16 protein-coding genes and 1 pseudogene are annotated in these 19,419 nt (G+C 73.0%); 16 read left to right on the top strand and 1 reads right to left on the bottom strand.

What is annotated here, in order from left to right; translation table 11 throughout:
• The first annotated feature begins 171 nt into the window (after window positions 1–171).
• The 8 genes from aroC (at window position 172) to nusB (ending at window position 7,567) form a co-directional block, all read left to right on the top strand.
• The gene (gene aroC / locus ACFVFR_RS01975) at window positions 172–1,356 is read left to right on the top strand and encodes a chorismate synthase (RefSeq protein WP_383697080.1); all 1,185 of its coding nucleotides are present in this window, start codon (window positions 172–174) and stop codon (window positions 1,354–1,356) included.
• Window positions 1,353–1,913, top strand: coding sequence for a shikimate kinase (locus ACFVFR_RS01970; protein WP_383697077.1), 561 nt, complete (start codon window positions 1,353–1,355; stop codon window positions 1,911–1,913). The genes aroC and ACFVFR_RS01970 overlap by 4 nt, the downstream gene beginning before the upstream one ends.
• Before the next feature lie 48 nt (window positions 1,914–1,961).
• A complete protein-coding gene (gene aroB, locus ACFVFR_RS01965; protein WP_383697074.1) occupies window positions 1,962–3,095 on the top strand; it encodes a 3-dehydroquinate synthase in 1,134 nt (377 codons plus the stop codon).
• Complete coding sequence (gene aroQ, locus ACFVFR_RS01960; RefSeq protein WP_383697072.1) at window positions 3,092–3,538, top strand: type II 3-dehydroquinate dehydratase; 447 nt, start codon at window positions 3,092–3,094, stop codon at window positions 3,536–3,538. Before aroB ends, aroQ begins: the two co-directional genes overlap by 4 nt.
• A gap of 368 nt (window positions 3,539–3,906) precedes the next feature.
• Window positions 3,907–4,770 (top strand): AAA family ATPase, encoded by an 864-nt coding sequence (locus ACFVFR_RS01955; protein WP_383697070.1) that lies wholly within the window; start codon window positions 3,907–3,909, stop codon window positions 4,768–4,770.
• A gap of 636 nt (window positions 4,771–5,406) precedes the next feature.
• On the top strand, window positions 5,407–6,513 hold the full coding sequence (locus tag ACFVFR_RS01950; RefSeq protein WP_383697067.1) for an aminopeptidase P family protein: 1,107 nt from the start codon (window positions 5,407–5,409) through the stop codon (window positions 6,511–6,513).
• A gap of 47 nt (window positions 6,514–6,560) precedes the next feature.
• Window positions 6,561–7,127: an elongation factor P gene (efp, locus tag ACFVFR_RS01945; RefSeq protein ID WP_383697065.1), complete on the top strand. Its 567-nt coding sequence runs from the start codon at window positions 6,561–6,563 to the stop codon at window positions 7,125–7,127.
• Between the two features lie 2 nt (window positions 7,128–7,129).
• Window positions 7,130–7,567 carry a transcription antitermination factor NusB gene (nusB, locus tag ACFVFR_RS01940; RefSeq protein WP_383697062.1) on the top strand — a complete coding sequence of 146 codons (438 nt, stop codon included), beginning with the start codon at window positions 7,130–7,132 and terminating at the stop codon, window positions 7,565–7,567.
• 614 nt (window positions 7,568–8,181) lie between these two features.
• On the opposite strand, the gene bldD is transcribed toward nusB, so the two are convergent.
• Window positions 8,182–8,682, bottom strand: a complete 501-nt coding sequence (gene bldD / locus ACFVFR_RS01935) for a transcriptional regulator BldD (protein WP_176165013.1) — start codon at window positions 8,680–8,682, stop codon at window positions 8,182–8,184.
• Window positions 8,683–8,880: 198 nt separating this feature from the next.
• Between bldD and pyrR the strand changes: the two genes are divergently transcribed.
• The 8 genes and pseudogenes from pyrR to pyrF all read left to right on the top strand — a co-directional run bounded on the left by pyrR (window position 8,881) and on the right by pyrF (window position 19,268).
• The gene (pyrR, locus tag ACFVFR_RS01930) at window positions 8,881–9,546 is read left to right on the top strand and encodes a bifunctional pyr operon transcriptional regulator/uracil phosphoribosyltransferase PyrR (protein WP_383697059.1); all 666 of its coding nucleotides are present in this window, start codon (window positions 8,881–8,883) and stop codon (window positions 9,544–9,546) included.
• Window positions 9,547–9,629: 83 nt separating this feature from the next.
• On the top strand, window positions 9,630–10,673 hold the full coding sequence (locus tag ACFVFR_RS01925; RefSeq protein WP_383697057.1) for an aspartate carbamoyltransferase catalytic subunit: 1,044 nt from the start codon (window positions 9,630–9,632) through the stop codon (window positions 10,671–10,673).
• The gene (locus ACFVFR_RS01920; RefSeq protein ID WP_383697055.1) at window positions 10,670–11,965 is read left to right on the top strand and encodes a dihydroorotase; all 1,296 of its coding nucleotides are present in this window, start codon (window positions 10,670–10,672) and stop codon (window positions 11,963–11,965) included. Before ACFVFR_RS01925 ends, ACFVFR_RS01920 begins: the two co-directional genes overlap by 4 nt.
• Window positions 11,962–12,492, top strand: a pseudogene (locus tag ACFVFR_RS01915) (hypothetical protein); the annotation flags it as partial. The gene ACFVFR_RS01920 and the pseudogene ACFVFR_RS01915, both read left to right, overlap by 4 nt.
• 176 nt (window positions 12,493–12,668) lie before the next feature.
• Complete coding sequence (gene carA / locus ACFVFR_RS01910) at window positions 12,669–13,808, top strand: glutamine-hydrolyzing carbamoyl-phosphate synthase small subunit (protein WP_383697052.1); 1,140 nt, start codon at window positions 12,669–12,671, stop codon at window positions 13,806–13,808.
• A complete protein-coding gene (carB, locus tag ACFVFR_RS01905) occupies window positions 13,801–17,115 on the top strand; it encodes a carbamoyl-phosphate synthase large subunit (RefSeq protein ID WP_383697050.1) in 3,315 nt (1,104 codons plus the stop codon). The genes carA and carB overlap by 8 nt, the downstream gene beginning before the upstream one ends.
• A 135-nt stretch (window positions 17,116–17,250) precedes the next feature.
• Window positions 17,251–18,366: a quinone-dependent dihydroorotate dehydrogenase gene (locus tag ACFVFR_RS01900; protein ID WP_383697047.1), complete on the top strand. Its 1,116-nt coding sequence runs from the start codon at window positions 17,251–17,253 to the stop codon at window positions 18,364–18,366.
• Window positions 18,363–19,268: an orotidine-5'-phosphate decarboxylase gene (gene pyrF / locus ACFVFR_RS01895; RefSeq protein ID WP_383697046.1), complete on the top strand. Its 906-nt coding sequence runs from the start codon at window positions 18,363–18,365 to the stop codon at window positions 19,266–19,268. Before ACFVFR_RS01900 ends, pyrF begins: the two co-directional genes overlap by 4 nt.
• Window positions 19,269–19,419 lie beyond the last annotated feature (151 nt).

Genomic DNA, 19,419 nt, shown 5'->3' with positions numbered 1-19,419 from the left:
GCCCGTGAGCGCGCTGGCGGCGGCTCGTACACACTCCGCCGAAACGGCGCGCGACCTCGTGGGACGCGCGCCCGCCCGCGTCCGCAGCATGGACGAGGGAACGGGCTCCGCCGCAGCTCATGGGAGGATCGGGGCAAAGACGTCGCACGGGCGCGAGCTTAAGGAGCACCGTTGAGCAGGTTGCGTTGGCTGACCGCGGGGGAGTCGCACGGCCCCGCACTGGTGGCGACCCTGGAGGGGCTGCCCGCCGGGGTACCGATCACCACCGACATGGTGGCGGACGCCCTCGCGCGCCGGCGGCTGGGCTACGGCCGCGGTGCCCGGATGAAGTTCGAGCGCGACGAGGTCACCTTCATCGGCGGCGTCCGACACGGCCTGACCCTGGGCGGCCCCGTGGCGATCATGGTGGGCAACACCGAGTGGCCCAAGTGGGAACAGGTGATGGCCGCCGACCCGATCGACCCGGAGGTGCTCGCCGGGCTGGCCAGGAACGAGCCGCTGACCCGCCCCCGGCCCGGCCACGCCGACCTGGCCGGCATGCAGAAGTACGGCTTCGACGAGGCCCGGCCGATCCTGGAGCGCGCCTCCGCGCGGGAGACCGCCGCCCGCGTGGCGCTGGGCGCCGTCGCCCGCTCCTACCTCAAGGAGACGGCCGGCATCGAGATCGTCTCGCACGTGGTCGAGCTCGCGGCGGCCAAGGCCCCCTACGGCCTCCACCCCACCCCCGGCGATGTCGAGCGACTGGACGCCGACCCGGTGCGCTGCCTGGACCCCCAGGCCAGCGAGGCGATGGTGGCCGAGATCGACCAGGCGCACAAGGACGGCGACACCCTGGGCGGCGTGGTCGAGGTGCTGGCCTACGGCGTGCCGGTGGGCCTTGGCTCACACGTGCACTGGGACCGGCGGCTGGACGCACGGCTCGCGGCGGCGCTGATGGGCATCCAGGCCATCAAGGGCGTCGAGCTCGGCGACGGCTTCGACCTGGCCCGCGTCCCCGGCTCGCGGGCCCACGACGAGATCCTGCCGACGGACGAGGGCATCAGGCGCGCGACGGGCCGCTCGGGCGGTACCGAGGGCGGGCTGACCACCGGCGAACTGCTGCGCGTGCGGGCCGCGATGAAGCCGATCGCGACCGTGCCCCGGGCGCTGGCCACCGTCGACGTGAGCACTGGCGAGGCGACCAAGGCCCACCACCAGCGCTCGGACGTGTGCGCCGTGCCGGCCGCCGGCATCGTCGCCGAGGCGATGGTGGCACTGGTGCTCGCCGACGCGGTGGCCGAGAAGTTCGGCGGCGACAGTGTCCCCGAGACCCGCCGCAACGTCCGTGGCTTCCTCGACCACCTGGAGATCCGGTGACCGACGCGCGCCAGAGCGCCGCGCCCGACGCGAGCGCCACCGACCGCCGTGGGCCCGCCGTGATCCTGGTCGGTCCGCCGGGTGCGGGCAAGTCCACCGTGGGCGCCCTCCTCGCCGAGCGTCTGGGCACCACCTACCGCGACACCGACGCCGACATCGAGCGGACGGCCGGCCAGCCGATCCCGGAGATCTTCTTCGAGCACGGCGAGGCGCACTTCCGCGCGCTGGAGCGGGCGGCGGTGCGCGAGGCGCTGGCCGAACACCCGGGCGTGCTCTCGCTCGGCGGCGGCGCGGTCATGGACGAGGACACCCGGGCCCTGCTGACCGGCCTGCCGGTGGTCTTCCTCGACGTACAACTGGCCGCCGCCGTCCGCCGGGTGGGCCTGGACGCCCCGCGCCCGCTGCTCGCGGTCAACCCGCGACAGCGCTGGCGGGAGCTGATGGAGGTGCGTCGTCCGCTGTACACGCGGGTGGCGCGTGCCGTCGTCAGCACCGACGAGCGCACCCCCGAGGACGTGGCCGGCGCGGTCGCCCTGGCGCTGGAGCTCGAAGAGTGATCGCGTGACCCGCATCCCGCAGATGCCGCACCCCGCAGTGAGGAACGCATGACTGACCCGTCCAAGACCGCCGCCCCCGCCGCGTCCGAGGACCCCGCGCCGCCGACCCGCATCCAGGTCGGGGGCAGCGCGGGAACGGCGCCCTACGAGGTGCTCATCGGCCGCCAACTCCTGGGCGAACTGCCCACGCTCGTCGGCCCCGGGGTCAAGCGGGTGGCGGTGCTCCACCCCGAGGCCCTGTCCGCCACCGGTGACGCGCTCCGCGCCGACCTCGCGGAGCAGGGGTACGAGGCCATCGCGATCCAGCTGCCGAACGCGGAGGAGTCCAAGACCGCCGAGGTCGCCGCGTACTGCTGGAAGGCACTGGGCCAGACCGGGTTCACCCGCTCCGACGTCATCGTCGGGGTCGGCGGCGGGGCGACCACGGACCTGGCGGGCTTCGTTGCGGCCACCTGGCTGCGCGGGGTGCGCTGGATCGCGGTGCCGACGACGGTGCTGGGCATGGTGGACGCCGCCGTCGGCGGCAAGACCGGCATCAACACCGCCGAGGGCAAGAACCTGGTCGGTGCCTTCCACCCGCCCGCCGGGGTGCTGTGCGACCTGGCCGCGCTGGACTCGCTGCCGCCGCACGACTACGTCAGCGGCCTGGCCGAGGTGATCAAGGCCGGCTTCATCGCCGACCCGGTCATCCTGGAGCTGATCGAGGCCGACCCGGCCGGCGCGCGCGGCCCGCACGGCCCGCACACCGCCGAGCTCCTGGAGCGTTCGATCAGGGTCAAGGCCGACGTCGTCTCCTCGGACCTCAGGGAGTCGGGCCTGCGCGAGATCCTCAACTACGGCCACACGCTGGCGCACGCCATCGAGAAGAACGAGCGCTACAACTGGCGACACGGCGCGGCCGTCTCGGTCGGCATGGTCTTCGCGGCCGAACTGGGCCGCCTGGCCGGCCGGTTGGACGACGCGACCGCCGACCGACACCGCGCCATCCTGGACTCCGTGGGGCTGCCGCTCAGCTACCGGGGCGACCAGTGGCCAAGGCTCCTGGAGACCATGCGCGTGGACAAGAAGTCCCGGGGTGACCTGCTGCGCTTCATCGTCCTGGACGGGCTCGGCAAGCCCACCGTCCTGGAGGGCCCGGACCCCGCGGTGCTGCTGGCCGCCTACGGCGAGGTGGCCAAGTGAGCGCCACCCGCCGGGTGCTGGTGCTCAACGGCCCCAACCTGGGACGCCTGGGCAGCCGCGAGCCCGACGTCTACGGGGCGACGTCGTACGCGGGGCTCGTCGAGCAGTGCGCGACGCTCGGCCGGGAACTCGGGTTCGACGTCGAGGTGCGCGAGACCAACGACGAGGGCGAGCTGATCCGTTGGCTGCACGAGGCCGCCGACGACGCCCTGCCGGTGGTCATCAACCCGGGCGCCTTCACGCACTACTCGTACGGGATGCGGGACGCGGCCTCCCAGCGCACCGCGCCGCTGATCGAGGTGCACATCTCCAACCCGCACGCGCGCGAGGAGTTCCGTCACAACTCTGTCATCGCGGCCGTCGCCAGCGGCACCATCGCCGGCTTCGGAATCGGGTCATATCGGCTGGCCCTGCGCGCCCTGGCGGACGAGCTCTCCGCCTGACCCGCCACCGCCCGCGCCACCTCCGCCCCCGCTCCGCCGACCGCCGCCCGACACGGCCCCGCCGGCGCCGGTCCGACCTCAACTGGCCTGTGAGCCCCGCCAGTTGAGGTCGACGGAGGCGGGGCGGCGGGCCCGGGGAGCGCGCCCGGCCGGGCCGTACGTGAGCGGGTGTGACCGGGGCCCACGGCGCCCTCGGGTCGCCGCCCGTCGGCGTCGGATCGCGCGCGGGGCACCACCGGAGAGTGGCCCGGGTGAGGCGCCGTTCACCCGGAAGTGGGAGAGTACCGTTCGGTAGCGCACCCGGCCCGCGCACGCGCGCGGCCGGGGCGACCCACCTCAGCCGCCCGTACGAGACGGAGAGCCACCGGATGCAGCACGCAGTGGGGGTTCCGCTGCCCCCGCCCCCCGGTCAGGGGCAGGGCGCGACGGGCGCCGCCCAGCACTCGGGTCACCCCGCGCCGCCGCCGGTAGCCGGCGGCCCCCAGCCGACGCCGGGCCCCGCCCCCGGCTGGCACGGCCCCGGCCACCCCGTGGCCCCGCCGCCCCCGCCGGCGGCCCCCTCCGGACCGCCGCCGCCCCCGGCCGACGGCGTCACCGGCCCGGTGACCCTGCCTCCCGGCGCGCCCGTCGCGCTGCCCGACGCGCCGCGCGACCAGCCGGTCGTCGACGCCTCCCACACCGCCGTCGCCGTGCTGCTGATCGGCCCGGCGGGCGCGGGCAAGACCACCGTGGCCCGACTGTGGGCCGACAGCCGCCGGGTGCCCACCGCGCACATCAGCCTCGACGACGTCCGTGAGTGGGTCCGGTCCGGCTTCGCCAACCCGCAGTCCGGCTGGAACGAGCACTCCGAGGCGCAGTACCGGCTCGCCCGCCGCACCTGCGGCTTCGCGGCCCGCAACTTCCTGGCCAACGGCATCTCCTGCATCCTCGACGACGCGGTCTTCCCCGACCGCCCGGTGGTGGGCCTCGGCGGCTGGAAGCGCCATGTGGGCCCCGGCCTGCTGCCCGTGGTGCTGCTGCCGGGCCTGGAGGTCGTCCTGGAGCGCAACGCGGCCCGCTCGGGCAACCGCAGACTCAGCGACGAGGAGGTCGCCCGCATCCACGGCCGGATGGCCGGCTGGTACGGCTCGGGTCTGCCGATCATCGACAACTCGCAGTACGACGTGGCCCAGACCGCCCAGGCACTGGACGAGGCCGTCGCCCGCAGCATCGCCAGCCCTCCCGCCTGGTAGCCCCGCCGCCGCGACCCGCGGCAGCCTTTCCGTCTCCACGGGTGCGGATGTGGCGTGTGGGGCCGTGAACGGGCCGTGGTGCGGGCCCGACGCCCGCCCGTGACAGCGACGATGCCGGCTCAGAAGTGCGGGCACGGGTGCGCTGGTGTGCGGCGACCGTGGCTCGCGGGCTCCGCACAGCGGGTCCCCGGCCCGTGTGGGGGCTTGGGCGTACGAGAGCTGGGTGTACGGGGCCCGGGCGTACGGCCGGGCGGCGCGCCTCCGCGCGCGTGGGCGCTGGCCGCGTGCCGGTGCCGGGCGTCGGCGCTGGACGCGTGCCGTTCTCCGGCGTGGGCGTGCCAGCGCGCGACGTCCGTCGGTCGGCGTGGTGGCGTAGGCGTTCGGCGGCCTGACGGGTGGCGTCCGCCCGGGGAGCGGGGGCCGGCGACGCGCGGCCCGTGGCGGCCGGTGTGCGGTGCACGACGACGGGTTCGCGGTGCCGCGGCGGCGAGCGCCGGTACGCCAGCGGCGGTGCGGGGCGGTGTGGGCGTACGGCACCCGCCCGTGGCCGGTGCCGTCGACGGGCGGGGCGCCGGGGTGTCCCCACTCGGACGCGCCCGACCGGCCGACCGCGCGCGGCGCGCCTAGGCTCGAACCATGTCCGAGGTGTTCGCGGCCCGTCGCACCCGGCTGCGCGAGCGCTGCGCGGCGGCCGGCAGCGCGGCAGCACTGGTCTCCCGCCCCGCCAACGTCCGCTACCTGTGCGGCGAGGCGTGGCCCGGGTCCGTACTGCTGCTCGGGCCCGCCGAGGACGTCCTGCTGCGCCCGGCGGTCAACACAGCCAAGCCCACGGCCCATCGACCCGTCGACGACCTGCCGGTACGGGAGCTGGCCGGCCCGCACGGTGACCCGGCCGTGGCTGCCGCCGACCTCGCCGTGACGTCGGGCGCCGCGCGGCTGGCCGTCGAGGAGCACCACCTGACCGTGGCCCGGCATCACGCCCTGCGGTCGGCCGCGCCCCGCCTGGAACTCGCCGATCTGGGACGCGCCGTCGAGCAGCAGCGGATCGTCAAGGACGACGACGAGATCGCCGCCCTGCGCATCGCCGCCGAGATCGCCGACCAGGCGCTGGGGGAGCTGCTCGAATCGATCCTGGTGGGCCGCACCGAACGCCATCTCGCGCTGGAGCTGGAGCGCCGCCTGGTGGACCACGGCGCGGACGGCCCCACGTTCGCCACCTCCGTCGGCACCGGGCCGCACTCCGGCCGCCTGGGACACCTGCCCACCGACCGCCGGGTGGAGGAGGGCGACTTCCTCACCGTCTGCCTGGGCGCCGGCTACCGCGGCTACCGCTGCGAGGTGGGCCGCACCTTCGTCATCGGGACCTCGCCGGCCGACTGGCAGATCGAACTGTACGATGTGGTCTTCGCCGCCCAGCGGGCCGGTCGGGAGGCGCTGGCGCCGGGTATCGCCTACCGCGAGGTGGATCGCGCGAGCCGGCACGTGCTGGCCGCCGCGGGCTGCGACGAAACGCTGGGGGCCCGCGTCGGGCACGGAGTGGGCCTGGAAAACGACGAGGACCCTCGGCTGGCGCCGGACGCCATGGGTAAACTGGACGCTCGTGTGCCGGTCACCGTCGAACCGGGGGTCCACCTCCCGGGTCGGGGCGGCGTCCGGATCGACGACACGCTCGTCGTGCGCCCTGAGGCGGACGGCGGCCCCGAGCTACTCACCATCACGACCAAGGAGCTGCTCGCGCTCTAGCGCGCACCCCTGGTTCCACCAGCTTCAGTCCAGGAGATTCCGCAACCGTGGCATCCACGAACGACCTCAAGAACGGCCTGGTGCTCAAGCTCGACGGGGGCCAGCTCTGGTCCGTTGTCGAGTTCCAGCACGTCAAGCCCGGTAAGGGCCCCGCTTTCGTCCGCACCAAGCTGAAGCACGTGCTGTCCGGCAAGGTCGTCGACAAGACCTTCAACGCCGGTGTGAAGGTCGAGACGGCGACCGTCGACAAGCGCGGCATGCAGTTCTCGTACAAGGACGGCGAAGACTTCGTGTTCATGGACACGGAGACGTTCGACCAGATCAACGTCGCCCCCGAGACCGTCGGCGACACCGCCCACTACCTGCTGGAGGGCAACGAGGTCGTCATCGCGATGTACGAGGGCAGCGTCCTCTACATCGAGCTGCCGGCCTCCGTCGAGCTGGTCATCGAGTACACCGAGCCCGGCGTCCAGGGCGACCGCTCCACCGGCGGCTCCAAGCCCGCCCGCCTGGAGACCGGTCACGAGATCCAGGTCCCGCTCTTCATCACCACCGGTGAGAAGATCAAGGTTGACACCCGCTCCGGCGAGTACCTCGGTCGGGTGAACAGCTAACCGTGGCTGCCCGTAACAAGGCCCGCAAGCGCGCCTTCCAGATCCTCTTCGAGGCCGATCAGCGTGGCACCGCCGTGCCGACGGTCCTCGCGGACTGGATCAGGCACGCGCGGTCCGACGACCGGCAGCCGCCGGTCACCGAGTACACGATGCAGCTGACCGAGGGGTACGCGGACCACGCGGACCGGATCGACGAGCTGATCGCCACCTACGCGGTCGGTTGGACGCTGGACCGGATGCCGGTCGTGGACCGCAACATCCTGCGGCTCGGCGCCTACGAGCTGATCTGGGAAGACGAGACGCCGGACGCGGTGGTGATCGACGAGGCCGTGCAGCTCGCCAAGGAGTTCTCCACGGACGACTCCCCGGCCTTCGTCAACGGCATGCTCGGGCGGCTCAAGGAGCTCAAGCCCGGCCTGCGCCGCGACGGCGACGGCTGACGGCGTACCACCCCATGCCGCTGCCCCTGGCACGAACCCGGAAGGGTGCGCCAGGGGCAGCGGCATGTGCGGTGGCGCGCGAGGCGGGCCCTGAGTCCGGCAGCGGGCCGACCGAGCGTGCCGAGAGCCCGTACGGGCGCGTGCGCGAGGAACCGGCCCGCCGAGTGGGCGCGATGCCCCTCGCGGGTGACGGTGGGGGGCGCGGGTGACGCGGGCGACCGGATCCGGTGCGCGGCCGTCGCCGTACGTGCCCGATCCGCGCGATCTGCCGTGAGGCACCTACCCCGAACGGGTGATGAGTGCCGCGCGTGCGACGTCGCGCGAGGTGGGACGCTGCCGGTCCGCCGACCCGGACGAGCCCGACGCGCTCAGGTCCCGGACGTCTGACGTCCTCGGGCCCGACGGACGAGCACGCGAGCGGCAGCGGGCGTGCCCCCGGCACCGGCCGGACGTTCACCCAGGCAGGCAGGCAGGCAGGCAGGCAGGCAGGCAGGCAGGCAGGCAGGCAGGCAGGCAGGCAGGCAGGCAGGCAGGCAGGCAGGCAGGCGTGGGTCGGGGCCCGGTGGCGCGTCCGAAGGACTTCGGGCGCGCCACCGTGGTTCACCGACGGACGGTCACAGATCCTCGTGCTGCACGGCGCGACGGGCGTCCGCGTCGAGCACGCCCCAGCCGATGAGCTGCTCGGTCAGCACGGAGGGCGACTGGTCGTAGATCACCGCGAGGGTGCGCAGGTCGTCCTGGCGGATCGAGAGAACCTTGCCGTTGTAGTCGCCGCGCTGGCTCTGGATGGTGGCCGCGTACCGCTGCAGCGGGCCCGCCTTCTCGGCCGGGACGTGGGCCAGCCGCTCCAGGTCGAGCACCAGCTTCGGCGGCGGCTCGGCGGCGCCGCCCGGCGTGGTGCCAGGCAGCAGTTCCTGCACGGGAACACCGTAGAAGTCGGCCAGCTCGGCCAGACGCTGCACGGTCACGGCACGGTCGCCGCGCTCGTACGAGCCCACGACCACGGCCTTCCAGCGGCCCTGGGACTTCTCCTCGACACCGTGGAGGGAGAGCCCCTGCTGGGTGCGGATGGCGCGGAGCTTGGCTCCGAGCTGTTTAGCGTATTCGCTGGACATAAAGCTCCCCGGACGAAGACTGGTAACTCACTGTGAGGTTACGCAGCGTAATCTGGCTTCGTCAAGCCGAAAGTTGCGTACGCGTGCTCGGGTGGGGGGCCTGAGTACGGACCTTTTCGGTCCTGGTACCGTCAATATCGTAAATCCGACGTCCTTTAAGGTCCGTCCCGTGAGGCGGAGAAGGAGGTCCGTTCCGTTATGAACGCACCCCACCAGTCCTCTGGTCCCGCATCGAGCAAGAGTTCTGGCCATAGCTCTGGTCCGGACTCCGGCCAGGAGACCACCGCCCGGCCCGTCCTTGAGGCCCCGGACATCGCGCGGGTGCTGACCCGCATCGCCCACGAGATCGTGGAACGCGCCAAGGGCGCGCACGACGTGGTGCTTCTGGGTATCCCGACCCGTGGCGTCTTCCTCGCCCGGCGGCTCGCCGCCAAGCTTGAGGAGATCACCGGTCGCGCCATCCCGGTGGGCTCGCTCGACATCACCATGTACCGCGACGACCTGCGCCTGGGCCCCGCCCGTACGCTCGCCCGCACCGAGATCCCCACCGAGGGCATCGAGGGCCGGGTGGTCGTCCTCGTCGACGACGTGCTCTTCTCCGGTCGCACGATCCGCGCCGCGCTGGACGCCCTCAACGACATCGGGCGCCCGCGCGCCGTACAGCTCGCCGTCCTGGTCGACCGTGGCCACCGCGAGCTGCCCATCCGCGCCGACTACGTCGGCAAGAACCTCCCGACCTCGCTACGCGAGACGGTGAAGGTGCAGCTCACCGAGTTGGACGGCCGGGACAGCGTGCTTCTTGGCGTGCGCCCCGACAGCCCCCGCGCCGGCGCCGACGAGGGGCGCGCGGACACCGGGCAGTAGCCCCCCGTACGGCCTCGGCCCCCTGGGCCGGCGCTGCCGCGTGCCCGCACGCCCCACCACTCCTCACCTCACGGAGCCCACAGATGAAGCGCCACCTCATCTCGGCCGCCGACCTCACCCGCGACGACGCCGTCCTGATCCTCGACACCGCCGAGGAGATGGCCCGCGTCGCGGACCGGCCGATCAAGAAGCTGCCCACGTTGCGTGGGCGCACCGTCGTCAACCTGTTCTTCGAGGACTCGACGCGCACCCGGATCTCGTTCGAGGCCGCCGCCAAGCGACTGTCCGCCGACGTCATCAACTTCTCCGCCAAGGGCTCCTCCGTCTCCAAGGGCGAGTCGCTCAAGGACACCGCGTTGACCCTGGAGGCGATGGGCGCCGACGCCGTCGTCATCCGGCACCACTCCTCCGGTGCCCCGCACCGGCTGGCCACCTCCGGCTGGATCAAGGGCTCGGTCGTCAACGCCGGCGACGGCACCCACGAGCACCCCACCCAGGCGCTCCTGGACGCCTTCACCATGCGCCGCCACCTGGCCGGCGCGGCCGACGGCGGGCCCACCCACCACCGCGGCCCGGGCGACGGCACCGGCCGTGACCTGGCGGGACGTAAGGTCACCATCGTCGGTGACGTCCTGCACGGCCGGGTCGCCCGCTCCAACGTGCACCTGCTGACCACGCTGGGCGCCGAGGTCACCCTGGTCGCCCCGCCCACCCTGGTGCCCATCGGCGTCGAGAGCTGGCCGTGCGAGGTCAGCTACGACCTGGACGCGGTGCTGCCGACCTCGGACGCCGTGATGATGCTGCGCGTACAGCGCGAGCGGATGAACGCGGCGTTCTTCCCCACCGAGCGCGAGTACGCCCGCCGCTACGGGCTCGACGGCGACCGGATGGCCCGAATGCCGGAACACGCGATCGTCATGCACCCCGGGCCGATGAACCGGGGTATGGAGATCACGGCCGAGGTCGCCGACTCGCCCCGCTGCACCGCCGTGGAGCAGGTCACCAACGGCGTGAGCATCCGGATGGCCGCCCTGTACCTGCTGCTCGGCGGCAACGAGCCCGCCATCGCCCCCACCCCCGCGGCGACCCCCGCCGACGCCCGCACCGAGGAGACCAGCACGTCATGAGCGAGACCACCAGGACCCTGCTGCGCGGCGCGCGACTGATCGGCGGCGAGGCCACCGACGTCCTGATCGACGGCGAGACCATCGCGGCCGTGGGCCAGGGGCTGTCGGACCAGGGCGCCACCGTCATCGACGTGACCGGTCAGATCCTCCTCCCCGGCCTGGTCGACCTGCACACCCACCTGCGCGAGCCGGGCCGCGAGGACTCCGAGACCGTGCTGACCGGCACCCGGGCCGCGGCCGTCGGCGGCTACACCGCCGTCCACGCCATGGCCAACACCTTCCCTGTCGCCGACACCGCCGGCGTCGTCGAGCAGGTGTGGCGGCTGGGCCGCGAGTCGGGCTACTGCGACGTGCAGCCGGTCGGCGCCGTCACCGTCGGCCTGGAGGGCAAGCAGCTCGCCGAACTCGGCGCCATGCACGAGTCGGCCGCCGGCGTCGTGGTCTTCTCCGACGACGGCAAGTGCGTGGACGACGCGGTGATCATGCGGCGGGCGCTGGAGTACGTGAAGGCCTTCGACGGCGTCGTCGCCCAGCACGCCCAGGAGCCCCGCCTCACCGAGGGCGCCCAGATGAACGAGGGCGTCGTCTCCGCCCAGCTCGGCCTCGGCGGCTGGCCCGCCGTCGCCGAGGAGTCGATCATCGCCCGCGACGTCCTGCTGGCCGCCCACGTGGACTCCCGGGTGCACATCTGCCACCTGTCCACCGCCGGCTCGGTCGAGATCGTGCGCTGGGCCAAGTCCAAGGGCTGGAACGTCACGGCCGAGGTCACCCCGCACCACCTGCTGCTCACCGACGAACTCGTGCGCTCCTACAACCCCGTGTACAAGGTGAACCCGCCGCTGCGTACCGAGGCCGACGTGCTGGCCCTGCGCGAGGCGCTGGCCGACGGCACCATCGACTGCGTCGCCACCGACCACGCGCCCCACCCGCACGAGGACAAGGACTGCGAGTGGGCGGCGGCGGCCATGGGCATGGTGGGCCTGGAGACCGCGCTCTCGGTCGTCCAGCACACGATGGTGGACACCGGACTGCTGGACTGGGCCGGCGTCGCGGACCGGATGTCCTTCCGCCCCGCCGCCATCGGCCGCCTCGCCGGACACGGCCGACCCGTCGCGGCGGGCGAGCCCGCCAACCTGACCCTGCTGGACGCGGCATACCGTGGTGCGGTGAACCCCGCGGGCTTCGCCTCCCGCAGCCGTAACACGCCCTACGAGGGACGCGAGCTGCCGGGCCGAGTGACACACACCTTCCTGCGGGGCCGGGCAACGGTCGTGGACGGGAAGCTGACGTGACACCTGTGACATTTCTGGCGGCGGGCGAGACACAGAACGCGGGCGACTGGGCCGCGCGTACCGGCTGGGTCGTGGGCCTGCTGCTGGTCATCGCGCTGCTCTACTGGCTGATGCGGGAAGGCTGGAAGTGGCGCGGGCTGCTCCAGTCCGACCTGCCGGAGCTGGCCGCGCCGCCCGAGGAGGCGGGCGCGCCCCGGCTGACCATGGCCGGCCGCTACCACGGCTCTACCAAGGCCGGGCAGTGGCTGGAGCGCATCGTCGCGCACGGCCTGGGTGTGCGCAGCCGCGCCGAGGTCACCCTCACCGACGCCGGCCTGAGCGTGCTGCGCCCCGGCGCGCGGGACTTCTTCGTGCCCGCCGGCGCGCTGCGCGGCGCCCGGCTCGACAAGGGCATCGCCGGCAAGGTCCTCACCGAGGGCGGCCTGTTGGTGATCACCTGGCAGCTGGGCGAGCACACCCTCGACTCCGGCTTCCGCTCCGACCACGCCGCCGAGCACCTGGCCTGGGTCGCGGCGATCAACGACCTGACCGGCGGCCCCAGCGACGTGGCCGCCACGCAGCGTGACGACGACGGCCGGCAGGCCGTCCTGACGCCCGGGGCCACGACCCCCGAGGCTGCGACATTGCGGGGGGCGACCCCCGCGACCCCCGAGGCTGCGACATTGCGGGGGGCGACCCCCGCGACCCCCGAGAAAGGCACATGATGACGCTCTCCACCCAGGGGGCCAGGGTCCCCGCCGTGCTCGTGTTGGAGGACGGCCGCGTCTTTCGTGGCCGTGCCTACGGAGCAGTGGGGGAGACCTTCGGCGAGGCGGTGTTCTCCACCGGAATGACCGGCTACCAGGAGACCCTGACCGACCCCTCGTACCACCGGCAGGTGGTCGTCATGACCGCTCCCCACGTCGGTAACACCGGCGTCAACGACGAGGACGCGGAGTCCGCGCGGATCTGGGTCTCCGGTTACGTCGTGCGCGACCCCGCCCGCAAGCCCTCCAACTGGCGCTCCCGGCGCACCCTGGACGAGGAGCTGGCGGCGCAGGGCGTGGTCGGCATCAGCGGGGTCGACACCCGCGCGCTGACCCGCCACCTGCGCGAGCGCGGCGCCATGCGCGTCGGCATCTTCTCCGGCGCCGCGCTGGCCGAGGAGGCCACGCTGGTCGAGCGGGTGCGCACGGCTCCCGGCATGACGGGCGCCGACCTGTGGAGCGAGGTCACCACCGAGGAGACGTACGTCGTCCCCGCGGTCGGAACCAAGCGGTTCACCGTCGCCGCCGTCGACCTGGGCATCAAGACGATGACCCCGCGTCGGATGGCCGAGCGCGGCATAGAGGTCCACGTCTTCCCGGCCACCGCCAGCCTGGAGGAGATCTACGCGATCGAGCCCGACGGCGTGTTCTTCTCCAACGGCCCCGGGGACCCGGCCACCGCCGACCACCCGATGGAGCTGGCGCGCGGCGTGCTCGACCGGCGCACCCCGCTGTTCGGCATCTGCTTCGGCAACCAGGTGCTCGGCCGGGCGCTCGGCTTCGGCACGTACAAGCTCAAGTACGGCCACCGGGGGATCAACCAGCCGGTGCGGGACCGTGCCACCGGCAAGGTCGAGATCACGGCGCAGAACCACGGCTTCGCCGTGGACGCGCCCCTGGAGGAGGTCGTGGACACCCCCTACGGCCGGGCCCAGGTCGCCCACGTGGGCCTCAACGACAACGTCGTGGAGGGCCTGGAGTGCCTCGACGTCCCCGCGTTCAGCGTGCAGTACCACCCCGAGGCCGCGGCGGGTCCGCACGACGCGTCCTACCTGTTCGACCGGTTTGTTTCTTTGATGGAGGGCCCCCGTGCCTAAGCGCACCGATATCCAGTCCGTCCTGGTCATCGGCTCGGGTCCGATCGTCATCGGGCAGGCCGCCGAGTTCGACTACTCCGGTACGCAGGCGTGCCGCGTGCTCAAGGCCGAGGGCCTGCGCGTGATCCTGGTCAACTCCAACCCGGCCACGATCATGACCGACCCGGAGATCGCCGACGCCACCTACGTCGAGCCGATCACCCCGGAGTTCGTCGAGAAGATCATCGCCAAGGAGCGCCCGGACGCCCTGCTGCCCACCCTCGGCGGCCAGACGGCGCTCAACACCGCCATCGCGCTGCACGACGCGGGCGTGCTGACCCGTTACGGGGTCGAGCTGATCGGCGCCAACGTCGAGGCCATCAACAAGGGCGAGGACCGCGAGCGGTTCAAGGAGGTCGTGTCCGCCGTCAACGCCAAGATCGGACACGGCGAGTCGGCCCGCTCGGTCATCTGCCACTCCATGGACGACATCCTGGAAGGCGTCGACAAGCTCGGCGGCTACCCGGTCGTGGTCCGCCCGTCCTTCACCATGGGCGGCGCCGGCTCCGGCTTCGCGCACGACGAGGAGGAACTGCGCCGCATCGCCGGCCAGGGCCTGACGCTCTCGCCGACCACCGAGGTACTCCTGGAGGAGTCCATCCTCGGCTGGAAGGAGTACGAGCTGGAGCTGATGCGCGACAAGAACGACAACGTCGTGGTCGTGTGCTCCATCGAGAACTTCGACCCGATGGGCGTGCACACCGGCGACTCGATCACCGTCGCGCCGTCGATGACGCTGACCGACCGCGAGTACCAGGTCCTGCGCGACATCGGCATCGCCGTCATCCGCGAGGTCGGCGTGGACACCGGCGGCTGCAACATCCAGTTCGCCGTCAACCCCGAGGACGGCCGGGTCATCGTCATCGAGATGAACCCCCGCGTCTCCCGCTCCTCCGCGCTCGCCTCCAAGGCCACCGGTTTCCCGATCGCCAAGATCGCCGCCCGGCTCGCCGTCGGCTACACGCTCGACGAGATCCCCAACGACATCACCGAGCAGACGCCCGCCTCGTTCGAACCCACCCTGGACTACGTCGTGGTCAAGGTCCCGAGGTTCGCGTTCGAGAAGTTCCCGGCCGCCGACGCCACGCTGACCACCACCATGAAGTCCGTCGGCGAGGCCATGGCCATCGGCCGCAACTTCACCGAGGCCCTCAACAAGGCGCTGCGCTCGCTGGAGAAGAAGGACTCGCAGTTCGACTTCGTCTCGGCGCCCGGTGACAAGGCCACCCTCCTGGAGCGCGCCGCCGTCCCCACCGACGGCCGGATCAACACGGTGATGGCCGCCATCCGCGCCGGCGCCACCCAGGAGGAGGTCTTCGCGGCCACCCGCATCGACCCGTGGTTCGTCGACCAGCTCTTCCTGATCAAGGAGGTCGCCGACGAGATCGCCGCGGTCGACACCCTCTCGCCCGAGGTCCTGCGCGAGGCCAAGCGGCACGGCTTCTCCGACGCACAGATCGCCGCCATCCGCGACCTGGGTCCCGAGGTGGTGCGCGAGGTGCGGCACGCGCTCGGCATCCGGCCCGTCTACAAGACGGTGGACACCTGCGCCGCCGAGTTCGCCGCGCGCACGCCGTACTTCTACTCCTCCTACGACGAGGAGAACGAGGTCGCGCCCCGTGAGAAGCCCGCGGTGATCATCCTGGGCTCCGGGCCCAACCGCATCGGCCAGGGCATCGAGTTCGACTACTCCTGCGTCCACGCCTCCTTCGCGCTCAGCGACGCCGGCTACGAGACCGTCATGGTCAACTGCAACCCGGAGACCGTCTCCACCGACTACGACACCTCCGACCGGCTCTACTTCGAGCCGCTCACGCTGGAGGACGTCCTGGAGATCGTGCACGCCGAGCGCCAGGCCGGCCCGCTGGCCGGCGTCATCGTGCAACTCGGCGGCCAGACCCCGCTGGGCCTGGCCCAGGCCCTCAAGGACAACGGGGTGCCCATCGTCGGCACCTCGCCCGAGGCCATCGACCTGGCCGAGGAGCGCGGCGCCTTCGGCCGGGTGCTCACCGAGGCCGGCCTGCCCGCCCCCAAGTACGGCACCGCCTTCTCCTTCGAGCAGGCCAAGGGCATCGCCGCCGAGATCGGCTACCCGGTCATGGTCCGCCCCTCGTACGTGCTCGGCGGGCGCGGCATGGAGATCGTCTACGACGAGCCCTCGCTGGGCGAGTACCTGACCCGGCACGCCGGCCTGATCTCCGAGCACCCGGTGCTCATCGACCGCTTCCTCGACGACGCCATCGAGATCGACGTCGACGCCCTCTACGACGGCCACGAGCTCTACCTCGGCGGCGTCATGGAGCACATCGAGGAGGCCGGCATCCACTCCGGCGACTCCGCCTGCGCGCTGCCCCCCATCACCCTGGGCGGCTTCGACATCAAGCGGCTGCGGGCCTCGACCGAGGCGATCGCCAAGGGCGTGGGCGTCCGCGGCCTGATCAACATCCAGTTCGCCATGGCCGGGGACATCCTCTACGTCCTGGAGGCCAACCCGCGCGCCTCGCGCACCGTGCCCTTCACCTCCAAGGCCACCGCCGTGCCGCTGGCCAAGGCCGCCGCACGCATCTCGCTCGGCGCCACCGTCGCCGAGCTGCGCGCCGAGGGCCTGCTGCCGGCCAGCGGCGACGGCGGCACCCTGCCGCTGGACTCGCCGATCTCCGTCAAGGAGGCCGTCATGCCCTGGACCCGCTTCCGGGACGCCTCCGGCCGCGGCGTGGACACCATCCTGGGCCCGGAGATGCGCTCCACCGGCGAGGTCATGGGCATCGACTCGGTCTTCGGCACCGCGTACGCCAAGTCGCAGGCCGCGGCCTACGGGGCGCTGCCCAGGGGCGGTCGGGCCTTCGTCTCGGTCGCCAACCGCGACAAGCGCTCGATGATCTTCCCGGCCCGCGAGCTGGTGGCGCACGGCTTCGAGCTGCTGGCCACCTCCGGCACGGCCGAGGTGCTGCGCCGCAACGGCATCGAGGCCACCGTGGTGCGCAAGCAGAGCGAGGGCGAGGGCCCGAACGGTGAGAAGACGATCGTCCAGCTCATCCACGACGGGCGGATCGACCTCATCGTCAACACGCCCTACGGCACCGGTGGCCGACTCGACGGCTACGACATCCGCACCGCGGCCGTCGCCCGCGCCGTGCCCTGCCTGACCACCGTCCAGGCCCTCGCGGCGGCCGTCCAGGGCATCGAGGCGCTCGCCAGGGGCGAGGTCGGCGTGCGCTCCCTCCAGGAGCACGCCCGGCAGCTCACCGCGGCCCGCGACGCGAAGTAGCGGGCGGCGCCCGGGGCCACCCAGCGGCCCCGGGCGCCCGCGCCCGCCCCGCGTTCCCCGCGTCAGCCTCGGGCCCGCCCGGCCCCGAGGCTCTGGCGCCACCCCGTACCGGCCTAGCGAAAGCCCGCGACCCGCATGAACCCCTACCCGCTCCTCTTCCGTCTCCTCTTCCAGCGGATGGACCCCGAGCGCGCCCACCACCTGGCCTTCGGCTGGATCAGGTGCGCCGCCCGCGTCCCCGTCCTGCGCACCCTCCTCGCCGCCGTGCTCGCCCCCCGCCACCGGGAGCTGCGCACCGAGGCGCTGGGCCTGCGCATGCACGGCCCGTTCGGGCTGGCCGCCGGGTTCGACAAGAACGCCCTGGCCATCGACGGCATGACCATGCTCGGCTTCGACCACGTCGAGATCGGCACGGTCACCGGACACGCCCAGCCCGGCAACCCGCGCAAGCGCCTCTTCCGCCTGGTCGAGGACCGCGCGCTGATCAACCGGATGGGCTTCAACAACGAGGGCTCCGCCGCCGTGGCCGCCCGCCTCGCCGCCCGCCGGCCCGCCTTCAAGGCCGTCGTCGGCGTCAACATCGGCAAGACCAAGGTGGTCCCCGAGGCGGAGGCCGTCGCCGACTACGTCACCTCCACCGAGCGACTGGCCGGCCACGCCGACTACCTCGTCGTCAACGTCTCCTCGCCCAACACCCCCGGGCTGCGGAACCTCCAGGCCGTGGAGCACCTGCGCCCGCTGCTCAGCGCCGTGCGCGAGGCCGCCGACCGCACGGTCACCACCCGCCGGGTCCCGCTGCTGGTCAAGATCGCACCCGACCTGGCCGACGAGGACATCGACGCCGTCGCCGACCTCGCCGTCGAACTCGGCCTGGACGGCATCATCGCCACCAACACCACCATCGCCCGCGAGGGCCTCGGCCTGACCAGCGACCCGGCGCTGGTGGCGGAGACCGGCGGCCTCTCCGGCGCCCCCGTCAAGGCCCGCTCGCTGGCGGTGCTGCGCCGGCTCTACGCCCGCGTCGGCGACCGGGTCACCCTGGTCGGCGTGGGCGGCATCGAGAACGCCGACGACGCCTGGGAGCGCATCCTGGCCGGCGCCACGCTCGTCCAGGGCTACAGCGCCTTCATCTACCAGGGCCCGCTGTGGTGCCGCGCCCTGCATCGAGGACTGGCCGACCACCTGGCCGCCAGTCCGTACGCCACCCTGGCCGAGGCGGTCGGGGCACAGACCAGGGAGCAGGCGGCATGAGCGACCTCGCGAGCCCGCGCACCGCCGAGCCGGCCGCCCCGGTCGCCTTCGGCGCCCGTCTGCGCGCGGCCATGGACACCCGGGGCCCGCTGTGCGTGGGCATCGACCCGCACGCCGCGCTGCTCGCCGACTGGGGTCTGGGCGACGACGTGGCGGGCCTGGAGCGCTTCTCGCGCACCGTGGTGGAGGCCCTGGCCGACCGGGTGGCCGTGCTCAAGCCGCAGTCCGCGTTCTTCGAGCGGTTCGGCTCGCGCGGGGTGGCCGTGCTGGAGCGCACCGTCGCCGAGGCGCGCGCCGCCGGAGCCCTGGTGCTGATGGACGCCAAGCGTGGCGACATCGGCTCGACCATGGCCGCGTACGCCGCCGCCTTCCTGGACCCCGCCTCGCCGCTGTTCTCCGACGCGCTGACCGTCAGCCCCTACCTGGGCTTCGGTTCGCTGGACCCGGCCGTGAAGCTGGCCCGCGCGAGCGGCTGCGGCCTGTTCGTCCTGGCGCTGACCTCCAACCCCGAGGGTGCCGAGGTGCAGCACGCGGTACGCGCCGACGGGCGCAGCGTCGCCGCAACCGTGCTGGGCCACCTCGCCGGGCACAACGCCGCCGAGCGCGCGGCCTGGCAAGGTGCCGGGCGTCCGCTCGGCTCCTTCGGCGCGGTCGTCGGGGCCACGCTGGGGGAGGCGCTGGCCGCCGCGGGCGGCTCGCTCGCCATCGACGGTCCGCTGCTGGCGCCGGGCATCGGCGCCCAGGGTGCCACGCCCGCCGACCTGCCGGCCGTCTTCGGTGACGCGGTGGGCAACGTGGTGCCCAGCGTCAGTCGTGGGGTGCTGCGACACGGCCCGGATGCGGCCGCGTTGCGCGCCTCGGCGGCCCAGATCGCCGACGAAGTACGGGCAGCCGTGAAATAAGTACCTCAGAACTCGGTGGTTTTGCCCTGAAAAGTCCTGGTCGAGCGAGTCTGACCAGGACTTTTCGTCTGTTCTCGCTGACTGGAGCGGCCATGGCCGCTAGTCTCCGACGGGAGCGCAACGCGCAGGTGTGTTGCGCGTTGCTCCCCTG

Source organism: Streptomyces sp. NPDC057702, from assembly GCF_042799315.1.
Lineage (GTDB): Bacteria > Actinomycetota > Actinomycetes > Streptomycetales > Streptomycetaceae > Streptomyces.
The sequence above is the reverse complement of the archived record's forward strand: the minus strand, read 5'-3'. Positions and strand labels throughout refer to the sequence as shown.

Excerpts from the sequence above, each read along its gene's own strand:
- ACFVFR_RS01900 (WP_383697047.1), top strand. The coding sequence starts at position 17,251 with ATGAACCCCTACCCGCTCCTCTTCCGTCTCCTCTTCCAGCGGATGGAC.
- pyrF (WP_383697046.1), top strand. The coding sequence starts at position 18,363 with ATGAGCGACCTCGCGAGCCCGCGCACCGCCGAGCCGGCCGCCCCGGTC.
- ACFVFR_RS01955 (WP_383697070.1), top strand. The coding sequence starts at position 3,907 with ATGCAGCACGCAGTGGGGGTTCCGCTGCCCCCGCCCCCCGGTCAGGGG.
- bldD (WP_176165013.1), bottom strand. The coding sequence starts at position 8,682 with ATGTCCAGCGAATACGCTAAACAGCTCGGAGCCAAGCTCCGCGCCATC.
- ACFVFR_RS01925 (WP_383697057.1), top strand. The coding sequence starts at position 9,630 with ATGAAGCGCCACCTCATCTCGGCCGCCGACCTCACCCGCGACGACGCC.
- ACFVFR_RS01950 (WP_383697067.1), top strand. The coding sequence starts at position 5,407 with ATGTCCGAGGTGTTCGCGGCCCGTCGCACCCGGCTGCGCGAGCGCTGC.
- pyrR (WP_383697059.1), top strand. The coding sequence starts at position 8,881 with ATGAACGCACCCCACCAGTCCTCTGGTCCCGCATCGAGCAAGAGTTCT.
- ACFVFR_RS01920 (WP_383697055.1), top strand. The coding sequence starts at position 10,670 with ATGAGCGAGACCACCAGGACCCTGCTGCGCGGCGCGCGACTGATCGGC.
- carA (WP_383697052.1), top strand. The coding sequence starts at position 12,669 with ATGACGCTCTCCACCCAGGGGGCCAGGGTCCCCGCCGTGCTCGTGTTG.
- aroB (WP_383697074.1), top strand. The coding sequence starts at position 1,962 with ATGACTGACCCGTCCAAGACCGCCGCCCCCGCCGCGTCCGAGGACCCC.